Origin of the sequence: Hwangdonia lutea, from assembly GCF_032814565.1 — a bacterium.
GTDB lineage: Bacteria > Bacteroidota > Bacteroidia > Flavobacteriales > Flavobacteriaceae > Hwangdonia > Hwangdonia lutea.
The window spans coordinates 476,456-497,190 of record NZ_CP136521.1 but is presented as its reverse complement, the minus strand read 5'-3'; the positions used below and the strand labels follow the sequence as shown (position 1 = coordinate 497,190).

Annotated in this window: 21 protein-coding genes; 9 read left to right on the top strand and 12 right to left on the bottom strand. The window is 36.6% G+C overall.

The genetic code is table 11. The features are described 5' to 3' along the window. Positions 1-132: 132 nt before the first annotated feature. The 10 genes from RNZ46_RS02190 to RNZ46_RS02145 form a co-directional block, all read right to left on the bottom strand. Entirely contained in the window at positions 133-762 is a 630-nt protein-coding gene (locus tag RNZ46_RS02190) for a Type 1 glutamine amidotransferase-like domain-containing protein (RefSeq protein ID WP_316983756.1), read from the bottom strand. Between the two features lie 249 nt (positions 763-1,011). Beyond that, positions 1,012-2,013: a T9SS type A sorting domain-containing protein gene (locus RNZ46_RS02185; protein WP_316983755.1), complete on the bottom strand. Its 1,002-nt coding sequence runs from the start codon at positions 2,011-2,013 to the stop codon at positions 1,012-1,014. 149 nt (positions 2,014-2,162) lie between these two features. Beyond that, positions 2,163-2,555, bottom strand: coding sequence for a hypothetical protein (locus tag RNZ46_RS02180; protein WP_316983754.1), 393 nt, complete (start codon positions 2,553-2,555; stop codon positions 2,163-2,165). Between the two features lie 12 nt (positions 2,556-2,567). Beyond that, positions 2,568-2,711, bottom strand: coding sequence for a hypothetical protein (locus RNZ46_RS02175; RefSeq protein ID WP_316983753.1), 144 nt, complete (start codon positions 2,709-2,711; stop codon positions 2,568-2,570). A gap of 66 nt (positions 2,712-2,777) precedes the next feature. After that, entirely contained in the window at positions 2,778-3,368 is a 591-nt protein-coding gene (locus RNZ46_RS02170; protein ID WP_316983752.1) for a DUF7010 family protein, read from the bottom strand. A gap of 43 nt (positions 3,369-3,411) precedes the next feature. After that, on the bottom strand, positions 3,412-4,053 hold the full coding sequence (locus RNZ46_RS02165; protein ID WP_316983751.1) for a class I SAM-dependent methyltransferase: 642 nt from the start codon (positions 4,051-4,053) through the stop codon (positions 3,412-3,414). Positions 4,054-4,056: 3 nt separating this feature from the next. Next, positions 4,057-4,713 carry an SCO family protein gene (locus RNZ46_RS02160; protein WP_316983750.1) on the bottom strand — a complete coding sequence of 219 codons (657 nt, stop codon included), beginning with the start codon at positions 4,711-4,713 and terminating at the stop codon, positions 4,057-4,059. An 11-nt stretch (positions 4,714-4,724) separates the two neighbouring features. Then, positions 4,725-6,452 (bottom strand): tetratricopeptide repeat protein, encoded by a 1,728-nt coding sequence (locus RNZ46_RS02155; RefSeq protein WP_316983749.1) that lies wholly within the window; start codon positions 6,450-6,452, stop codon positions 4,725-4,727. Positions 6,453-6,731: 279 nt separating this feature from the next. After that, complete coding sequence (locus RNZ46_RS02150) at positions 6,732-8,357, bottom strand: tetratricopeptide repeat protein (RefSeq protein ID WP_316983748.1); 1,626 nt, start codon at positions 8,355-8,357, stop codon at positions 6,732-6,734. A 250-nt stretch (positions 8,358-8,607) separates the two neighbouring features. Beyond that, a complete protein-coding gene (locus tag RNZ46_RS02145; protein WP_316983747.1) occupies positions 8,608-8,961 on the bottom strand; it encodes a 4Fe-4S dicluster domain-containing protein in 354 nt (117 codons plus the stop codon). A 76-nt stretch (positions 8,962-9,037) separates the two neighbouring features. Here RNZ46_RS02145 and RNZ46_RS02140 point away from each other — a divergent pair, with 76 nt between their 5' ends. From RNZ46_RS02140 to RNZ46_RS02105, 8 genes are all read left to right on the top strand, one after another. Continuing rightward, positions 9,038-10,096: an acyl-CoA reductase gene (locus RNZ46_RS02140; protein ID WP_316983746.1), complete on the top strand. Its 1,059-nt coding sequence runs from the start codon at positions 9,038-9,040 to the stop codon at positions 10,094-10,096. 111 nt (positions 10,097-10,207) lie between these two features. Then, positions 10,208-11,272: a 3-phosphoserine/phosphohydroxythreonine transaminase gene (gene serC, locus RNZ46_RS02135; protein ID WP_316983745.1), complete on the top strand. Its 1,065-nt coding sequence runs from the start codon at positions 10,208-10,210 to the stop codon at positions 11,270-11,272. A gap of 107 nt (positions 11,273-11,379) precedes the next feature. Further along, the gene (locus tag RNZ46_RS02130; RefSeq protein WP_316983744.1) at positions 11,380-12,330 is read left to right on the top strand and encodes a D-2-hydroxyacid dehydrogenase; all 951 of its coding nucleotides are present in this window, start codon (positions 11,380-11,382) and stop codon (positions 12,328-12,330) included. A 126-nt stretch (positions 12,331-12,456) separates the two neighbouring features. Further along, complete coding sequence (locus RNZ46_RS02125) at positions 12,457-13,095, top strand: DUF937 domain-containing protein (RefSeq protein ID WP_316983743.1); 639 nt, start codon at positions 12,457-12,459, stop codon at positions 13,093-13,095. Positions 13,096-13,220: 125 nt separating this feature from the next. After that, entirely contained in the window at positions 13,221-13,658 is a 438-nt protein-coding gene (locus RNZ46_RS02120; RefSeq protein ID WP_316983742.1) for a DUF6146 family protein, read from the top strand. Positions 13,659-13,694: 36 nt separating this feature from the next. Next, positions 13,695-14,189: a DUF6787 family protein gene (locus tag RNZ46_RS02115; RefSeq protein ID WP_316983741.1), complete on the top strand. Its 495-nt coding sequence runs from the start codon at positions 13,695-13,697 to the stop codon at positions 14,187-14,189. Beyond that, positions 14,189-14,521, top strand: coding sequence for a hypothetical protein (locus RNZ46_RS02110; RefSeq protein WP_316983740.1), 333 nt, complete (start codon positions 14,189-14,191; stop codon positions 14,519-14,521). Before RNZ46_RS02115 ends, RNZ46_RS02110 begins: the two co-directional genes overlap by 1 nt. A gap of 65 nt (positions 14,522-14,586) precedes the next feature. Next, positions 14,587-16,812, top strand: a complete 2,226-nt coding sequence (locus RNZ46_RS02105; RefSeq protein WP_316983739.1) for a TonB-dependent receptor — start codon at positions 14,587-14,589, stop codon at positions 16,810-16,812. 159 nt (positions 16,813-16,971) lie between these two features. Here the strand turns inward: RNZ46_RS02105 and RNZ46_RS02100 are convergent, their stop codons facing one another. Together RNZ46_RS02100 and folE are read right to left on the bottom strand one after the other, a co-directional pair. Beyond that, positions 16,972-17,262, bottom strand: a complete 291-nt coding sequence (locus RNZ46_RS02100) for a hypothetical protein (protein WP_311940001.1) — start codon at positions 17,260-17,262, stop codon at positions 16,972-16,974. A gap of 43 nt (positions 17,263-17,305) precedes the next feature. Next, complete coding sequence (gene folE / locus RNZ46_RS02095) at positions 17,306-17,893, bottom strand: GTP cyclohydrolase I FolE (protein WP_316983738.1); 588 nt, start codon at positions 17,891-17,893, stop codon at positions 17,306-17,308. 281 nt (positions 17,894-18,174) lie between these two features. Between folE and RNZ46_RS02090 the strand changes: the two genes are divergently transcribed. Then, a complete protein-coding gene (locus tag RNZ46_RS02090) occupies positions 18,175-20,685 on the top strand; it encodes a DUF5916 domain-containing protein (protein WP_316983737.1) in 2,511 nt (836 codons plus the stop codon). Positions 20,686-20,735: the final 50 nt, after the last annotated feature.

Genomic DNA, 20,735 nt, shown 5'->3' with positions numbered 1-20,735 from the left:
GTGGAATTTGTATCGAGAATAAGAATTTTTTGAACTATAAATGGGTTCTCGATACAATTTTTCGTTCCTCAAAATCACTCGAACTGACATATTTAAATTATTTTCATTCAAAATGCACAACGGGTTATACATTTAGTTAGTTTTATGTATCATAACCTCGCCATCTCTCAGTGTTTTGAAAAGCCATTTATTATCTATGCAGTGATTAACTGCTTTTCCAATTGCTTCAGATTCAGGATGGTTGGATTTATAATGTGGTAAAATGCCATAGCTGAATACGTTTAGTCCGTCCCAAATGGTTTCATTGATTTCTTTATACGGAAAATCGTTTGGTTTGTCAACAGATTGTATATATTTTAATGAATCTGAAAGTACACATATTCCCGCACTATAGCCTCCATAAAAAAAGTCTTTTTTAAAATGCAGCTCATTGAATATATTATCGAAGCCACTTAATTTCATGGCCTGCCTTAGCACAAAGGCATTACCGCCACAGACCCACACACCGTTAAATGAATCCATTTTTTTTCTCAATTGGCTTTTCTTGTAGAAATAGTTTTTTAAATCCAGATGCTCACTAATAAACCCCAGACTATCCATAAACACCATTTCTTCTTTTAAATGCTTGTTTCTGATTTCTTTACTGATGGTTTTAGAATCTCTCGCATTGTTTATGTGGGCAATTCTGGCACCTTTAGGAAGCATTTGCTTTAGTGAATCAACACAATTTCCAAATTTGTATGACGATAAATAATACTTCATTATCTAGTTAAAGGTTGAGACCCTGCTCCCGAATCTTCGGGATCATTGCAGTTACTTTAGTTTCTTTAAACTTTTGAGAGTATTTGTTATTTCGAACACAGTGAGAAATCCCATTATAAATTCAAAACCATGGGATTCCTCGTTACTTTGCTCTGTCGGAATGACACGCACTCAAAAAAGAATTTCATTCTTTTATTAAAAACTATGGATTTAAAATCCATAGTGGTTTATTTTTTTAAAGCACTTTTTTTAATGATTAACCACGAACTTGTAAGTGCCAAAATCAGCTTCTTCACTTTTCAGCTTGAAAAAATAAATACCCGAAACCATATTTAATTTCGATAATGCTATTTTTATTTTCGTCGTTTTAGCGTTTGAAGCGATAAAAGGTCTGTCAAATATTTTTTTGCCCAAAACATTGTAGATTTCAACGGTAAACGCGTTGTTTGGTTTCGCTTTCAATTCGATGTTCAATGCCTCTTTAACAGGGTTTGGATACATATTCACTTGATGATTTGAATACCCCATTTCATCATCACTCAGCGTCACTTCGCTAAACCTAATATAATCAAATTGCGCGAGCAGGTTTCCCGGGTAGGCTTCAAACACATAAGCTATTAGGCCCACTTGCAAGGTTTCGGGCAAATCGGGACGGTTAAAAGCATCGCGAAACATCCAAGTTGGACTTCCTATTTGGCGCGAATATAGGCTAAAAAGCGCGCCTTCCCGCACCATTCTGAGTTCTGCGGCGGTACCGGACATATTGTTGGTATAAGCTCTAATAGAACTCGTATTATTGGTTGTAGATTTTAGCTCGACCGACGGGTTATCAAATCGTATTCCGGCAACGTTGAACACATAGTTTTCGTTTCCAGATGTTGTTGATGTAGGATCCCGTGCCATTAAACCCGCCAACTGCGTCCACCTATCGATATCTTGCGTGGGGTTGGTTTTTTGTTTGGTGTAAACGGCGGTAACCACTTCAAAATCGCCCGTAACTTCTTTGTAAATAAGTCCCGCGTTCATGTCTACCCACCACACGCAGGTGCGGTTGCACTCGGTATCATCAAGACTCATTTCCATAAAGCCGTTATTCACGGGAACGGGCGTTTGGTAATATTGGGTTTGGAATAAATTCCACGATGGATCTAGTGCAGCATCGTTAAACTCGTCGCTTAAATCACTAATTTGACTGAAAACCGTTGTTGTAAAGCAGATGTAAATTAGTGTAATTAAGTAGTTGTTTTTCATTTTTTGATATTTTGATTGATGATTTTTTAAATAAACGTTTTTTGAAAAAGAATTTAAAAGCCTATGTTGATTGCTCGCTATAGGCTTTTGGTTTTGAATATGTTAACTAATCCCCGAAAAAATTTAACTATCCAAAAAAATATATATGCTTAATTTGTAAACTTCAGTTCAAAGACACAATTAAAAATGATAATGTTGTTATCAAATTGAGACAGATCCACTTCTCCATTTAGTGTTGCGGTACCCTTTGCACCTTCAAATTCGAAAGTAGCATCGATGATGTTGTTTTCCGTGGGTACAAAAACGGTGGTGAAACGCCCGTCGCCAATTGGTGTTTGTAAAACCGAACTTTCCGAGGTAATAGAGCCTTTACCGTTAAAATTAAATTTGGTAATAACTTGCGATACCAAAGTGCCGTCCTCAAATTCTGTAGTGCCTACGTCGCAATCTTCTACGGTGCCAATAATTTCGCCTGTTTTGGCATCGACCAAATCCATGAGGAAACAAAAGGCTTCAAGTTGTTTTCCGTTTTGATGATGCACAATGGTCTTTATTTACGCAACCGATGTGCCTTTTGCAATAACGTTTAATAGTGTTTCAACCGGATCGGGTTGGTTGTTGTAATTTTCATCGTCGTTGCTACATGCAAACGATAACAATGTGATTAGTGATAATAATGTGATCTTAATTGTTTTCATGATTAATGATTTTTAATTTGATTAATGAAATGGTTTAATAAATGTAATGGTGCGTCAATAATTTTGTTATTGTTTATTATTAAATTTATCATTCTGTGCTTCCCATTTTTGAATGATTTCATGCATAGAAAACCATAGAATTATAAACATGGCCAGTAATAAAAATCCCGTATATAATGGAATGTAAAACAGGGTTTCCGTGGGGAAATTCAATCCCATAATCAGGCTCGTGGCCGAAATAATTCCTGCCATGATCGCATAGGTATTATCGTCGTAAAACCAGGTATAGGGGAACAGGTGCGCACCTGTAATAATGGCGTAAACCATTACAAAATAATCCGGTAGCGTAAGTAACACGAACACCAAAAACGGAAAGTAAAACAACTGCGCAAAATTTAACCAAAGTCCCAAGGATTGCAGCGGGTTTTTCGCGACTTTCCATTGTGTTTTTAAGAGTTTTGAAAACAAATAAGCCAACGGCAGTAACAATGCACCAATTATAAAAACCAACACACTTTTGTTGTACGATGTGGCCTGCAATGACCATATATAAGCTATGGCGAACCAAATTACGGAAGCCGCCAATATAAAGTCGGTGCCTTTTTTTGCTTTAACGGCAAGCTCTAGCTTAAGTTTTTGTAGTTGGCAATAGTTCATAATTATAGTTTTAAAATGATATACTTTTCAACTTTGTTTAAAGTTATTTGGTGGCTTTCCCTCTTATTTGAGATGTAATCGGAATAAAGGGCGAATACAAATTATAAGCCTCAATTTCCAGTGTGTTAAACCCGGCAGATTCCAATAATGATTTGGTGTCTCTGTTGGTGTGGCATCCTTCAAAAAACCAATGCCACGGTTTGTGCAATATTTTTTGAATGTAGGCTAAAATGCTTTTTTCCTTAGCTTTAACATGCTCAACAAACACAAAAATCCCCGATGGTTTTAATATGCGTTTAATTTGATTAATACATGTTACAGGATTGTTTACAGTACAAAGCACTAAAGTAGATACCACAAAATCACATGAGTTATCTGGTAAATCTATCGACTCGCCAACCATGGTTTTTATTTCCAGATTAATGCCATATTTTACAGCATTTTTTTTTAAATTATTATGCATATAAATATTGGGTTCTATGGCGATTAGATTTGTTCTCTTTGTTAAATAGCGCATATTTGCCCCTGTACCCGAGCCAATTTCAACAATGGTTTCTGGATGGTTCTTAAAGAGTTTCCTTTTAGATTTTCCAAAAAGATAATTCATGTAACCATCAAGGAATTTAAACACCCAAGCATTTATAGGTCCGCGAACAATATTGTTTTTGAAATCTGAATGCTTCATCAATTATAGGCTTCGAAGGGTTTTAATATCTTCAATTAAACGCAAGATGTCTTCATCTTCAATACCATCATAGATTCCTCTTATTTGTTTGTCTTTATCTATGAGGATAAAATTTGAGGTATGTATAAAATCTTGTAACCCGCCATCGCCTTCATCAGTAACCGCGAAATAACTTTTGCGCGCCAGCTCATAAATGTGTTTTTTATTGCCTGTTGTAATGTTCCATTTTGAGTCTATCACACCATGTCTTTTGGCGTAAGCTTTCAATCTCGGAATACTATCAACATCTGGGGTTACAGATAACGATAACAGCATAACCTCGTCGTCATCTAAAAATTCTTTTTGGATTTTTACCATATTATTGGTCATAACCGGACAGATGGTTGGGCAACTCGTAAAAAAGAAATCTGCGACATAAATTTTATTCTCATAGGTTTTTTGCGTGATGGTTTTTCCGTTTTGATTGATTAATTCAAAAACGGCAATCTTGTGGTTTTTACTTATATTATGTAAACTCGCATCTACCAATTCAGGATTCACATCGGTTGGATTGTAAACAATTGGCGCGTCTTTATGCGACAGATATAATTTATATACATGAGCAGAGATTAAAGCTAATATCAATAATGATAATGACGATTTAACTATATATTCTTTCATTTTAAATAGATTTATAAAATTGAATTGGTAATGTTGATATCGGCATCTTTCCAAGCTTTGTTGAATTCCTTTTTTATAGTCTTTGCTTGAGATTTTTTTCCTTGCGCCACATAGGCATTGTATAATCCGATGAGCGACCATCCGTTTTGTCTTAACACCGCCAAATCTTCTTTGTATATTTTTTCGGCTGCTTCATATTTTTCGGCTTTCATTAAAACAGCTCCTAAATTCTGCCGTGTCGGGATGTGCCACGCCGCGGGTTCGGTATAAACCAAGGCATCTTCTAGTACGGTAGCGTTTTCAAGATGTTTAATGGCGGTGGGCAAATCGTCTTTCAATGCCGCTAATTCCCCTGCTACAACTTCGAAAGCTATAGCTGCAATGGATGCGGAATTATTGTTGGGCGTGGCTACCAAGGTTTCCAACTCTGGGTCTTCTTTTAGCATTTTTATGGCCGCCAATTCTTCTTCTGCATCTTTTATATTTCCTTTTCTGATAAACGCAATCCCTCTGGCATAATGCCTAATGAGATTCAAATGTTTGATTTTCGAGTGTGGTGCGGGCGTCGATAAAATCTCGTTCCATTTTCCAAACCGTGTGTAAGCCAGCAAAGGTGTGGCTGCGAAATCTTGCAAAAAGGGCAGATCGACCAATTCGCCGGCGGGTACTTTTTCGGCCGTTTTTCTAGCGGCATCGATAGCCAATTCGCTATCGCCCAACAAACTCGCCGAAGACCATAAAAAATGGATGTTGTGCGGATAATAACCTAACGGATACAGCCCCTGCGAAAAACATTGCGAGATATAATCCTCATCGGCTAAAATTGCTGCCTGATTAACTTTTACGGCATCTTTATAGCGGCCCACTCGAATATAAATATGCGAAGGCATGTGCACTATATGTCCGGCTCCAGGCATTAACGAGGCTAGTTTATCGGCACTTTCAACACCAAGATCGGGATAAGGCAATTCTACCATGTGGATGTAATAATGGTGTCCGCCCGGGTTTTCCGGTTCCAGTTTCATGGCTTGTTCCAAAGCTGCTTTGGCCTCTTTTATATTTGGTGATGGTTTTCCGTTTTTATCCCAATAATTCCACGGTACGGTATTCATTACCGATGCGGCGTATAAAATTTGAATGTTGGCATCATTAGGATACGTTTTAGCCACTTTGGCCATTTCCTGCATATAGACCATATTTAATTCGGCTTCGTCCTTACTTAAATCTTCGCTATATCTTGCCGATAAGGCTTTAATCAATGCCTGCTCCTTCGGAGTTGCCAATGGCGCTAGTTTTTTAGCTTTGGCGATGGCCTTGTTGTAGTTTTTTTTGCGCTCCTCATCCGGTTGGGTATCGTTTATATTCGGCCCTAAGGCAAAAGCTTGCCCCCAATAGTTCATGGCAACGTTTGGAGCCAATCGTGCCGCTTCCATAAAAGAGCGGTGAGCCTCGGCATGGTTAAAAGCATAACTGAGTTTTAAACCTTGGTTGAAAAAGGCCTGTACCCTATCATTATTTGTAGAAATCTTAAAATCCAGGTTTCCCAAATTATTGAATAATGGCGAAATCTGTTTTGTTGTATCCACTTCGCCCAACAGGAATTTTGCGGGTGTACACTTTACAAAATTATAGGCTAAGGGTTTAGAAACTTTAGATTCAGATTTATTTAAAAGAATTGCCGTAACGCATAGTGATAGCGTAAGGGTTATAATTGCTGATGCATAAATTGTTTTTTTCATGATTTTTAATTTAATTCGATTTACAACTCGTTTCTTGATTTTTTAAATTTTGATTTAATGATGATGCAAATCTAAAAGCACATCATTCGGTTTTAAAATAAAACGCGTGCACAAAAAGTGGTCTGCCCTTTTAATTTAGGTAGACCACTTTTAATTTTAACTTAAAAACTGGTAAACATTAGGTAAACAAAAACACACAACAAACTGAATTACAGCGTTTTAATTATGTGATATTTATAAGAAAAAAGTAATAAAAATTTAGTGGAAATATGGCGGTATTTAATTTTCCAGTTTTAAAAAGTAGCTTAAAAGCTCTTGGTTGGGTTCGAGGTTTAGCTTTTTTCTGAGTCTGTAACGTGCTGTTTTTACACTTTCTGGAGTAATTCCTAATATGGTAGCGGATTCTTTAATGTTTAAATTAAGACGTGTTAACGCACAAATTCGCAAATCGTTGGTACTTAAATTGGGGTGTTTTTCTTTTAGCTGCGCAATAAAGCCGGTGTGCACTTCTTCGAAATATCGCTTAAAATCTTCCCAATTCCTATCGATATTGATATGCTGTTTTACAACCTGGTTTAGCTCCCTAATAATGCGGTCATGCTGTTTGGGAGTCGCCGTTTTTAAAGCCTCTATTTTTTCCTTTAGCTGTTGGAACAGTTCGCTTTTCTGCACAAAATTAAGGGTGTACGAGGTAAGCTCTTTGTTTTTGTATTCAAGCTCTTGTGTCAACTCATGCTGCTTTAGTTTGGCATTTTCCAATTCGGTTTTGTTAAACTCTTCCTTGGTGATTTGCAGTTCGCGCCTTTGGGCAATGCGTTTTTTAAAATTCAGGAAATAAAAAATGGTAAAAAACATGAGGCCCACCAAACCAACTATCAAACTCCATTTAATGGTGTTGTTGGTGCGTTCTTTTTCGGCGAGCAGTTCCAGTTCCTTTTCTTTGGCTTCGATTTGATTGTTAAATTCCAATGCCGAAATGCGCATGGTTTTTTCCGAATTGAAAATGCTGTCCTTTAAAGCCACGTATTTATCGTAATAACCAAGGGCCTCCTCGGGTTTTCCCTCCTGTTTCTTGAGTTCTTTTAACGCTTTGTAGGCTTCAAGTTCGTATCGTTTTAAATTATGTTCTTTAGCGCGTTTTATGGCCAAAACCAAATGCTGTTCGGCCGTATCGAAGGCTTTGTCGAGCATCAAAAGCTTACCGTATTGTATGAGATTGCTGGTCATCCCATCGGTATCGTTTACTTTTCTGCCGTACACTATCGATTTTTCAATATGGTAATAAGCCTGCTCTTTTTCGCCTTGTTCAACGTACAGGATGCCCAATCTGTTATGCGCCTCGGCGATACCGTAGTTAAAATTGGCTTTGGTATGCATCTTTAAGGCATTGGTTAAATATTCTTTGGCGTCGTAGAGCCTACCCTGTTTTATGTAAACCGATCCTATTTTGGTGTAGGTCGTGGCTATCCTGCTCTCTAGGTTTAAAGCGGTAAATTGGGTAATGGCATCGTCGTACATGGCCAAAGCTTTTTCATCTTCATCCAATGCCGCATAAACCATAGCAAGGTTTAACGTTGTGTTGGCAACGCCTTCGGCATCATTCAGGTTTTTATTTTGCTCTAAGGCGTCGTTTAAATGTTTAATCGCATCTAAATGATTGCCCTGCGACCAGTACGCTACTCCAAGTACGCGATTTGCTTTGGATTTTCCCGAAAGATAGTTAAGGCTATCGGCTAAATTTAAAGCTTGTTTACCATATTTTAAAGATTCGTTGGGATCGACAATCCAATAATTATAGCCCAATGCGTTAACAAGATCGACATAGGTTTCGGACTTTGAAGTTTGATTGGCAAGTACCGTTTTTAAGCTATCAATTTTTTGTTGCGAAAAACATACAACTGACATTAACAAAACATAAATTGATATAAAAACTTTCATAATCTGTTTTGGGTATGAGGGAAACGGAGATTCAAAGTTAATATTTTTCTTTGTAACAACATGCCGCCATTTTACTGGGTAACGCTGAAATAAAGACGGTTTAAAATCTAAAATGTGACAATACACCAACGCTTTTTGTTGGCACTTATTATTTTTCAAAAAAAAATCCCAAGCCAAAAGCTCAGGATTTAATAAATCTTTTAATGTCGGTTTTCAATTAAGCATCAGGGTGCATAAAGCGTTGTTTGGCCAATAATTCTTCTTCGGTTTCCACTATATCTTCATCGGGTACACAACAATCCACGGGGCAAACCGCAGCACATTGTGGCTCGTCGTGGAACCCTTTACACTCGGTACATTTATCTGGGACGATATAGTAAATCTCGTCACTAATCGGTTCCTGAGCTTCCTCAGCGTCAACCTCTGTTCCGTTAGTCAGCACAACGGTACCTTCTAAACTCGTACCGTCTTTATAGCGCCAATCGTCTGCACCTTCATATATTGCTGTATTTGGGCATTCCGGTTCGCATGCACCACAATTTATACATTCGTCTGTTATTATAATTGCCATAGCGTTTTTTCTCTTGAGTTTGCTTAAATTTGCAGTTGCAAAAATAAAGCCAAAACCATTCATAACCAAATATAGGATGAATATACAACAAAGAATTAACGCTTTTGTAAAATTAGGAGATTTTATAAGTCAATTTTCTAATGAAGCTATCCAAAAAAAGGATAATGTGGAACACAACGTTTTATTTTTTGATGGTTTTAAACATCAGTTGAAGTTGGCCGAAGAGCACAACGGCTGGTTTACAGAAGAAAACATAAAATTTGCGCTTAAAGGGTGGTCGGATTCCTTAACCCTCGAAAACTTAACAACTTGGTTACAACCCTATAATTTAGATACCGTTAACCCGAAAAAAATTGCCGTTGTTATGGCTGGAAACATTCCGTTAGTAGGGTTTCACGATTTTTTATCGGTACTCATATCGGGGCATCGGGTTTTGGTTAAGCAATCTTCAAACGACAAACATTTACTTCCTTTTTTAGCCAAATATTTGGAATATGTTGAAAAGGATTTTAAAGGTAAAATAGAATTTACCGAAGAAAAACTAACAGATTTTGATGCTGTAATTGCCACCGGAAGCAATAATACAGCACGTTATTTTGAGTATTATTTTAAAGGCAAACCATCAATTATTCGGAATAACAGAAATTCGGTTGCGGTTTTAAATGGCAACGAATCACCTGAAGATTTGCAAAACTTATCAGAAGACATTTTTAGATATTTTGGTTTGGGCTGCAGGAATGTGTCCAAGTTATTTGTGCCAAAAAACTATAAATTTGATGCCTTATTTGAAGCGATTTATCATTGGCACCCCATTGTTGAAAAAGCCAAATACGCTAATAATTACGATTATAATAAAGCCGTGTATTTAATGAGTGAGTTCGATATGCTTGAAAATGGCTTTTTTATGATTAAAGAAGATGCGAGTTATGCATCGCCCATTGCAACCTTGTTTTACGAATATTATGACGATGCAGAGCAACTAAAACAAAAATTAAAAGCCGACGCACGGCAAATTCAATGTGTCGTTTCAAACGGGTTTTTAAGCAATGAAATCGCTTTTGGTAACACCCAAAAACCACAACTTTGGGATTATGCAGATGACGTGGATACTATTGCATTTTTAACAGAAATATAGGGCAAAAATTATTATTTTAATAACATAATTTTACATAGAAATTACCACCTTTGCACCATAATAATTCAATGTATAGTTTTTCGCTTTCGTGAAAACAAAAAATGATATTTAATGAAAAAACACAACTTTAACGCAGGACCATCTATTTTACCTCAAGAGGTTTTATTAAAAGCTTCAGAAGCGGTAATGGATTATAACAACAGTGGTTTATCTGTAATTGAGATTTCGCACCGAAGTAAAGACTTTGTTGAAATTATGGAAAAAGCCAGAGCATTGGCTTTAGAGTTACTAGGTTTAGAAGGCAAAGGCTATAAGGCCTTATTTTTACAAGGTGGTGCCAGCACACAGTTTTTAATGGTGGCTTTAAATCTTTTAGAAAAAAGAGCGGGTTATTTAAATTCGGGAACTTGGGCAGCAAAGGCCATTAAAGAAGCGAAGATCTATGACGATATTTACGAAGTAGCTTCTTCTGCAAATGCCAATTATAACTATATTCCTAAAGGATATGATATTCCTTCAGATTACGATTATTTTCATTTTACAACAAACAATACCATTTTTGGTACGCAAATGAAATCGTTTCCAAAATGCGATATTCCTATGGTTTGCGATATGAGCAGCGATATATTTTCACGTGCCATAGATTACAGTCAATTCGATTTAATTTACGCCGGTGCACAAAAAAATTTAGGAGCAGCGGGTACAACCTTAGTGGTTATTAAAGAAGATGTTTTGGGTAAAGTTTCGCGTAAAATCCCATCAATGATGGATTATAAAATGCACATAAGCAAAGGCAGCATGTTTAATACACCGCCAGTTTTTGCTGTGTACACATCCATGTTAACTTTAGAGTGGCTAAAAAATCTTGGAGGAGTTGCTGCTATCGAAAAAGAGAACGAAAAGAAAGCAAGCTTAATGTATTCTGAAATTGATTTGAACCCCTTGTTTAAAGGTTTCGCAACCAAAGAAGACCGATCAACCATGAATGCCACATTCACTTTAGAAAACGAAAACCTAAAAGAAACCTTCGAAACCATGTTGAAAGAAGGCGGAATTAACGGTATAAACGGTCACAGAAGTGTTGGCGGTTACAGAGCTTCAATGTACAATGCATTGCCATTGGACAGTGTTAAAGCTTTAGTTGAAATAATGAGCGAATTAGAAAGTAAGGCTTAGTAGATTAGCATTTGCAATTCCCTCGAAGTAGGGAATCTCATTAAGCTAGCTAAAATAAAATTATTAAGACTCCCACCTTTGTGGGAATAAATAAAAATAAGTTTCAAATGAAAGTATTAGCAAACGATGGTGTTTCACAAAGCGGAATTGATGCACTAGAAAAAGGTGGCTATGAAGTTATCACCACAACGGTTGCACAAGAGCAGCTTATAAACTACATAAACGAAAATAAAATCGATGTTTTGTTGGTGCGCAGTGCCACACAGGTACGCAAAGATTTAATTGATGCTTGTCCTAGCTTAAAAATTATTGGTCGCGGTGGTGTTGGTATGGATAACATTGATGTTGAATATGCTCGCGAGAAGGGGCTTTCGGTAATAAACACACCAGCTGCCTCTTCGCATTCTGTTGCAGAATTGGTATTTGGCCACCTTTACGGATTGGCACGTTACTTACACAACTCCAACAGAGATATGCCTTTAGAAGGCGATAGCAACTTTAAAGGCTTAAAAAAGGCTTATGCTAAAGGCACGGAACTAAAAGGAAAAACCTTAGGTGTTTTAGGGTTTGGTCGCATTGGTCAAGCTACCGCAAAAGTAGCTATTGGTGCGGGTATGAAAGTAGTTGCTTTCGATCCGTTTATCGAGAAAGCCAATTTGAAATTAGACTTTTTTGACGGACAAACTCTTAATTTTGAAATTGAAACCATTTCAAAAGAAGAGGTTTTAAAACAATCAGACTTCATCACGTTACACGTTCCATCACAACAAAGCTACGTTATAGATGAAGCCGAATTTAACATGATGAAAGACGGTGTAATTATTGCGAATGCAGCGCGAGGCGGCGTGGTAAACGAGGTTGCCCTTATTAAAGCTATTGAAAGCGGTAAAGTGGCCCGAGCAGCCTTAGATGTTTTTGAAAAAGAACCTAAGCCAGAAATTCAGCTATTAATGAATCCTTCGTTATCATTAACTCCGCATACCGGTGCAGCGACTAACGAAGCGCAAGATAGAATTGGTACAGAATTAGCATCACAAATTATAAGCATTCTTGGATAGAGACATTCTTTTCAATTAAAAATAAAATGTGACCTAAACGGTATAAATGAGTCTTAACTATATGTTGGGACTTTTTTTGTACCTTCAACATCCAATTTATTAATCTTAAAAAAACAAAATACAATCATGTCAGGAATTTTAGACTTATTAAACAGCGACCTGGGAAAAACCATTGTTAGCGGTGTTTCAGGCTCCACAGGAACCGATGAAACCAGAACGAGCAGTGTTTTAACCATGGCTTTACCGGTATTAATGAAAGCTATGGAAAGAAACACATCCACCCCAGAAGGCGCTCAAGGCTTAATGGGCGCATTAATGTATAAACACGATGGTAGCATTTTAGATAACCTTGGAGGCTTATTTAGTGGCGGTGTTAATGATGAGGTAAAAACCGATGGTGATAAAATTTTAAACCATGTTTTAGGGAACAAAAAGCAAGGGGTTGAAAAAATTATTGGTGAAAAATCTGGTTTGGATGCAGGTTCTGTCGCGAATATTCTTAAGGTGGCAGCACCAATTTTAATGGGTGTTATAGGAAAACAAACCAGACAAAACAATGTAAGTACACCGAACGATTTAAGCGGTTTGCTTGGGGGATTGCTTGGTGGTAGTGCTGCCAAAGAAGAACAAAGTTTTTTAGAAAAAATATTGGATGCTGATGGCGATGGTAGCGTTGTGGACGACGTTGCTGGAATGGTATTGGGAAGTGCCAAGAAAAAAGGCGGACTCGGTGGGTTATTAGGTGGCCTTTTTGGAGGAAAATAAAAGACATTCTCTTTAAAAAGTTCAAAAATGTCAATCATTATGTTTGGCATTTTTTTTTAAAATCAATTAAAAATCAATCGATTAAGGAATGATTTTTGTATCTTTAAATTAAAAACAAATAAGTTATGAAAACGTTTCTCTATCTAATACTAGTACTCGGTTTTCTTATTGGATGCAATACGTCAAAAAGAATACCTTCTTCAAATAACGAATTAGCAAACAAAGCAACCCAAAACGATACGGTAAAAATTGCCAACAACGAGTTGGAATACGAAATTATAATTATCGAACCGGGGTTTAATTTTTGGTTGGCAAGCAGAGCAAAACCAGAGGGTTACTATTCGCAACAATTTTTGGAAAACAGAAACTATCTCTACGTTACAGAATGGAATAGTAGAGTTATGCAACCCCTGCGCTATAATCCGGATCTTTACGAATTGCAAATAGATTATCAACCAGGAATTGATTACGGCTACGATGTAAATTATAAACTATATAATTACTTTATCTACTTTCAATTAACTTATAAGCAACAATTAGCTGGTTTTACACCTCGAATTTAAAACACTTTAACTATTTTTGCTCTCAAAATTTTTATAGTGAAGAAATTTAAAGAGCATTGGCAAATACATAAAAATTGGCAACTTGTTTTTCCCTTATTGGGTATTATAGCTTTAGGTTATTCGTCTTTTAAATTATCTAAAGTGCTCTTAAAAGATGTCCATGTTGTGTTAACCTTAGTTTTAAGTGGAGTTATCTTTTTTGCGCTTTTAAAGTTAACCCTTTTCATTTTTAATAAATTGGAAAAAAAATGGGACGTCACCTTTAAATGGGAAATGATAAGCATTTTTTTGGTGTTTGCAACTACGGGTTCATCCTCGTTGTTTGTTAGCAAGCCGCTTATTAAACTCATGGGTATTAGTAAAGAGAATTTGCCAACGTTCGCATATTGGGTATTGTATATTGTTATCGGATTTATTTTTTACCAAATACTATTGGTGGCAATAGGATGGCTCTTTGGGCAATACAAGTTTTTTTGGGATTTTGAAAAAAAGATGCTTCGTAAAATTGGTTTTAAACGCTTTTTGGATTAGTGCAATTTATTAAAGAACATATTGCTTTTAAGGTTATTACCCTATGCATTGCTCTGGTGTTTTTAGTGCCATCGGCTGTAAAATTTGCACATATATTTACGCACCACACCCACGAAGTCTGTGAAGGTTACAGCACCACCCATATACATAAAATTGATGTTGATTGCGACTTTTACAAGTTTAAGCTCAATAAAAATTTCACGTATTCTTTTTTTTATGTTGATTTGTTTTTAGAGCAAATTGATACCCAACACATTGCATCGCAATATCATTTTCTTAGTAAATACCAACGCTTACAAACTTCTCTTCGCGGTCCGCCTGCGTTAATTTAATGCCATTATAAAGTTGTTGAAATTGGTTTTCAACATAAAATAATTATTAAATTAAAAATACATATATGAAGTTGTTTCTTAATATGCTGCTACTATTAGCAGTATCAAATATATTTTCACAAAATAAAATAGAAGGCGTCGTAACCGATGCTAACACAAATATAGAATTGGTTTATGTAACCGTTTACATGCCTCATTTAGAGAAAGGCACAAGCACTAACGAAAATGGTGAATTTACTTTAAACGATTTGCCCACAGGCACGCACACCTTGTTATTTTCAATGATGGGTTTCCAAACCCAATCGGTAAATGTTACCATTCCGTTAAACAACCCGTTAACCATTCAATTAAAACCTTCAGCCATTGAAATGGAAAACATTATCATTTCCACACCTTTTCATAAACTACAGCGCGATAATGTGATGAAAGTTGAACACAAAAACGTTGCAGAATTAAAGGCTAGTGGTGCTGTAACTTTGGCCGACGGCATTACCAATATTGCTGGTGTTGAAAGTGTTACAACGGGTATAGGCATAGGCAAACCGGTAATTAGAGGCTTGAGCTCTAACCGTGTTTTGGTTTACACGCAAGGCGTTCGGTTGGAAAATCAGCAGTTTGGAAGCGAACACGGTTTGGGTGTTAACGATGCCGGTGTTGAAAGCGTTGAGGTTATCAAAGGGCCAGCATCATTGCTTTACGGTAGCGATGCTCTGGGCGGAGTACTTTATCTGAATCCTGAACGATTCGCTAATAACAATACCGATTCGGGCGATTTTGGAACAAACTATTACAGCAATACCAAAGGGTTTAGTACCAATGCGGGCTATAAATCTTCGGTCAATAATTTTAAATTTTTATTTAGAGGAAGTCTTACCGAACATTCCGATTACAAAACAAAAGCGTATCGCGTTACCAATACGCGTTACAGAGAGCAGGATTTTAAAGCAGGTTTGGGCTTTCAAAACCAAGCGATTAAAACGGCTTTTCGGTATAATCTTAACAATTCTAAATTAGGGATTCCAGAAGAAATCGGGGAGCAATCAACAAACAAAACGCCTTTGTTGCCGTATCAAAATATTACAAACCATGTGTTTAGTTATAAATCGGTTTTGTTTTTTAACAACTCGAAATTAGACCTCAATTTAGGATATGTTTATAATGATAGAAAAGAGTTTGAAGACCATCACCATCATGAAACCGAAGAAGAGCACGAGCAACATGAAGAAGGTGAAGAAGATGAAATGTTAGAAGCGGCACTTCGGATGAAACTAAAAACATTTAATTACGATGTAAAATATCACCTTCCAAAACTGGGTAAATTTGAAACCATTGTGGGGGCTCAAGGGATGAACCAAATCAATTCAAATTATGGCGAAGAAGAGCTGATTCCAGACGCCACAACTAACGATTTTGGTGTTTTGGCTACCTCTCATATTCATTTTGAAAACCTAGATATTCAGCTTGGTGCGCGTTTTGATAACCGAAACATTACTGTGGTTTCAGGCATAAACAAAAGCTTTAATAGTTTTAACGGCGCATTCGGAATCAAAAAAAATATTGCGGAAAACATGACTGCACGTGTAAATTTTGCAACAGGATTTAGAGCGCCTAATTTATCTGAATTGACGTCCGATGGTACTCACGAAGGCACAAACCGATACGAAATAGGAAACATCAATTTAAAAAGCGAGCAAAACTTTCAAACCGATATCGCTTTCGAATTGAAAAACGAACATTTGGAGATTTTCGTAAACGGTTTTTATAACCGGATACATAATTATATTTTCCTTTCGCCCGATGGCAATGTTATCGATAATACGCCTGTTTTTGTGTATTTACAAAACGACGCAATACTTTATGGTGGCGAGTTTGGACTGCATTTGCATCCGCATCCTTTAGATTGGTTGCATTTTGAGTCGAGCTTTGAAACCGTTACCGGAAAACAAATGGATGATACATATTTACCGCTAATTCCAGCTAAGTCGATAAGTAATATTATAAGAATCGAATTTGAAGATAATTGGATTAAAAAAGGCTATGCTTTTGTTAAGTTAAAGTCTACATTCAAGCAAGATAAGGTGAGTACTTTTGAAACCAACACCAACGGCTACAGTCTTTTAAGCGCTGGTTTAGGTGGAGACTTTTCGGTGTTTAACAATGAATTGAACGTTACACTTTCGGGAAATAATTTAACCGACAAAACGTATACAAACCATTTATCACGGTTAAAACCCGATGGTATATTTAATATGGGCAGATCTATTAATTTAGGGTTTACCTATAGCTTATAACAAAAAAAAGAAGCTGTCTAAAAGGTCTTACTCTATGTCATATTGAGCTTGTCGAAATATTTTAACTTACTGATAATCAAGATCGGTTTCGACAGGCTCAACCTGACAAATTAAATTCAAACGACTTTTTAGACAGCTTCTGCTTTTATAATAATATTATTATTCGTTTTCAGCTTCAACCTCAATCACAATAGGCTTTTCTTCTTTCTGAAAAACATAGGTTAAAAACCACATAATGGTAAAGGTAGGAATAATGTCAAGTCCCGGAATGGCCTCCTCAATAAACGATACTACACCAGCCACTTTACCTCTCGTTCCTTTGTACATTTTACTCATTAAATAGGCCGATGCCGGCGCCCAAATAATATCTAAAAGGGTGAGCATTCCAACAATATCAAACAATATGCTTAATGTTAATTTTTTGTTTTTACTTAAATTTTCTAAATTCATAGGCTTTGTTTTAGTCTGTATAACGCAAAAAATATACCAAAAATTATTTGCCAATAAGTTTTAAAAATTCGTTTCTAGTTTCAATTTTTTCAAACTGTCCCCTAAAACCCGAAGTTGTTGTTATCGAGTTTTGTTTTTGCACACCGCGCATCATCATACACATGTGCGACGCTTCAATAACCACAGCAACGCCCTGCGGTTTTAAGGTGTCGTTTATGCAATCTAAAACCTGTTCGGTTAAGCGCTCCTGTACCTGCAACCGTCTTGCGAATATGTCAACAATTCGAGGCAATTTGCTTAACCCGACTATCTGTCCGTTCGGGATGTATGCAATGTGGGCTTTTCCAAAAAAAGGTAAAATGTGGTGTTCGCAAAGCGAATATAATTCGATATCCTTCACAATCACCATTTCGTTGTAAGACTCTTTAAACATGGCGCTTTTAAGAACTTCAACCGGATCTTGGTTGTAGCCTTGGGTTAAAAATTGCATCGCTTTTGCGGCACGTTCGGGCGTTTTTAGCAAACCATCCCTTTGGGTATCTTCGCCTAAATCTTCAATAATGTGTTTATATCTGTCCTTAACATCGTCGGTTACTTGTATATTATACTCTTCAAAACTTTTATATGGCATGTTATGTTTTTTATTAAGATTTTTAGCTTAAATCAGCTCGGTAATTTTACTGAAATTCCTAAGTGATACTTTTAATAATTCTTATTCGAATAAAAATAATCAAAAAAACTTAGACGTAATCTTCTTATTAAAATTTCAAAAAAATATTAACAATTAGATTGTTTTTTTAACGTTTACTTAAGAATATTAGGCTTTTAACAAAACTACATTTGTTAAAAGTGTAACAATTTTTGATTATTATTGTCTTTTAACCATCAACCAAAACATCAAAATCAACCTTAATGAGGCAACTAACTACGCTATGCTTTATTTTATTATTCTCTTTTATTGCTTACGCACAGGATAAAAAAACCTTAAATATTGTAAGAACCGCTAAGGCGCCAAAAATTGATGGTGTGTTAAATGACGATGCATGGAAAAATGCAGACGAAGCCAAGGATTTTACCCAATTTAGACCGGAAATGGGTGTTGCAGAGAAAGCGCATCAAAATACCATTGTAAAAATGACTTATGATGATAACGCCATTTATATTGCGGCCTATTTAAAGGATAAGCCCGAAGACATCCAAAAACAATTTTCGAGCCGCGACAATTTTGGGCAATCCGATTTTTTTGGCGTGGTGTTAAACCCTAATAACGATGCCCAAAACGACACCGAGTTTTTTGTGTTCAGTTCAGGAAATCAGGCTGATGCCATTGCTTCGCCCAGTATTGATAATGGCGAAGATTTTGGATGGAATGCCGTTTGGGATAGTGCCGTAAAAATTGTTGACGACGGGTGGATTGTAGAAATGAAAATTCCGTACCGAGCACTCCGGTTTTCCAATGATGAAGTGCAAACTTGGGGTTTACAGTTTCATAGGCGATTTCGGATTGATAACTCGCAATATTCTTGGAACCCGATTGACAGAACCAAAGGAAATATTGGATTATATCACGGTGAATTAAGGGGTATTAAAAACATTAAACCACCAACGCGTTTAAGCTTTTATCCTTTTGTTTCGGGTATTTCAACCTCTTTTGATGGCGAGCACGAAACCGATTTTAACGTTGGATTGGATGTAAAATACGGCATCACCGAAAACTTTACTTTAGATGCCACTTTAATCCCAGATTTTAGTCAGGCTGCCTTTGATAATGTAAGATTGAACCTAGGCCCGTTCGAGCAAACTTTTAGCGAACAACGCCAGTTTTTTAAAGAAGGTGTCGATTTGTTCAATAAAGGCGATTTGTTTTTTTCGCGGCGTATTGGTAACGCGCCCGTGGAGCAAGGCCACGTTGAAGACGAACTAATAAACAACAGTAATATTAACGAAGAAATTGTTGATAACCCAAGTGTTGTAAAAACGCTAAACGCCATAAAGGTTTCTGGGCGCACAAAAAAAGGGTTGGGTGTTGGTTTTTTCAATGCGGTTACCGAAAAAACAGAGGCTAGAATAAAAACTACCGAATATATTAGAGACCAAAACACGCAAGCCATAACAGATAGTGTTATTTCATATAGAAATAGAATCACCGAACCGCTAGCCAATTACAATATTTTGGTGCTCGACCAGCAATTTAATGGCAATTCCTCGGTAAGTTTAATAAATACCAATGTTACAAGAGATGGAGGTTTTAGAGACGCCAATGTTACGGGGTTTTTGGCCGATATTTCAAATAAAAGAAACACCTATAATGTTCGTGGTCAAATAAAAATGAGCAATGTGAATTTGTCCGATGGCATGAGTACGGGTTTAAGTTCGTTTTTTATGGTTAGAAAAACACATGGCAAGTACCGCTATAGTTTCGACCATAGTTTTGCAGATGAGGAATATGATATAAACGACTTAGGGTTAAACAACCGAAACAATTATAGCAATTTTGGTGTCGATGCTTCTTATCAAATTTTTGAGCCTACTGAAAAGCTGAATGATTTTAGGTTTAATACTTGGGTAAATTACCGCCGTTTGTACAACCCCAGCACTTTTACAGGCGCAAATCTTGGAATGCGTATTAGTGCGCAAACCAAAAAATTGATGTGGTTTGGAGCCCGAGTTAATTTCGACCTCGGAAAACAGTACGATTATTTTGAACCTCGAGATTTTGAAAACAAACGCTTTTTTATCTACAAAAACTTTGTTTCGGGCGGTGTTTGGTTTGAAACCAACGCCAATAAAACATTTTCTATCGAAGCTAATTTAGGGTCGTTTACCATGTTCGACAAAGAAAGGGATTTGTTTGGCTATGAGTTTGAAGTGGAACCCACCATAAGATTTAACGACAAGTTTAGACTGTCTTATGAGTTTGAATACCAAAACAACAAAGGAAGTCGCGGTTTTGTGGATAATATAAATGATGATATTGTTTTTGGCGAACGCGATGTGGTTTCGATTGAAAACGGACTTTCCGGAGCCTACAATTTCAATCCGCTACACGCCATAAGGCTCACTTTTAGAAACTTTTGGAGTACCGTAAATTATGATTACCAATTGTTTGTTCTTGAAAACGACGGCACGCTTTCTTCAAATAATGCTTATAATGTTGATAGTATTCCAGATAGCCCGAATATTAATTTTAATACTTGGAATCTAGATTTACGATATTCGTGGCAATTTGCTCCGGGTAGCCAACTTACCGCGTTGTATCGAAATTCATTATTTAATTTAGATTCGGCGTCAAAAGACAATTACTTTAATAGTTTAAACACCTTGTTGGATCAACCCATACAACATGTGTTTTCCATAAAGCTTCAATATTTTATCGATTATTCAAATCTTAAAACTATTTTTAAAAGGAAAAGTAACAGCTAATCGTTGCTTATAAATCTTTAAAGTATTACTTTCATTGCCCTAATTAATTG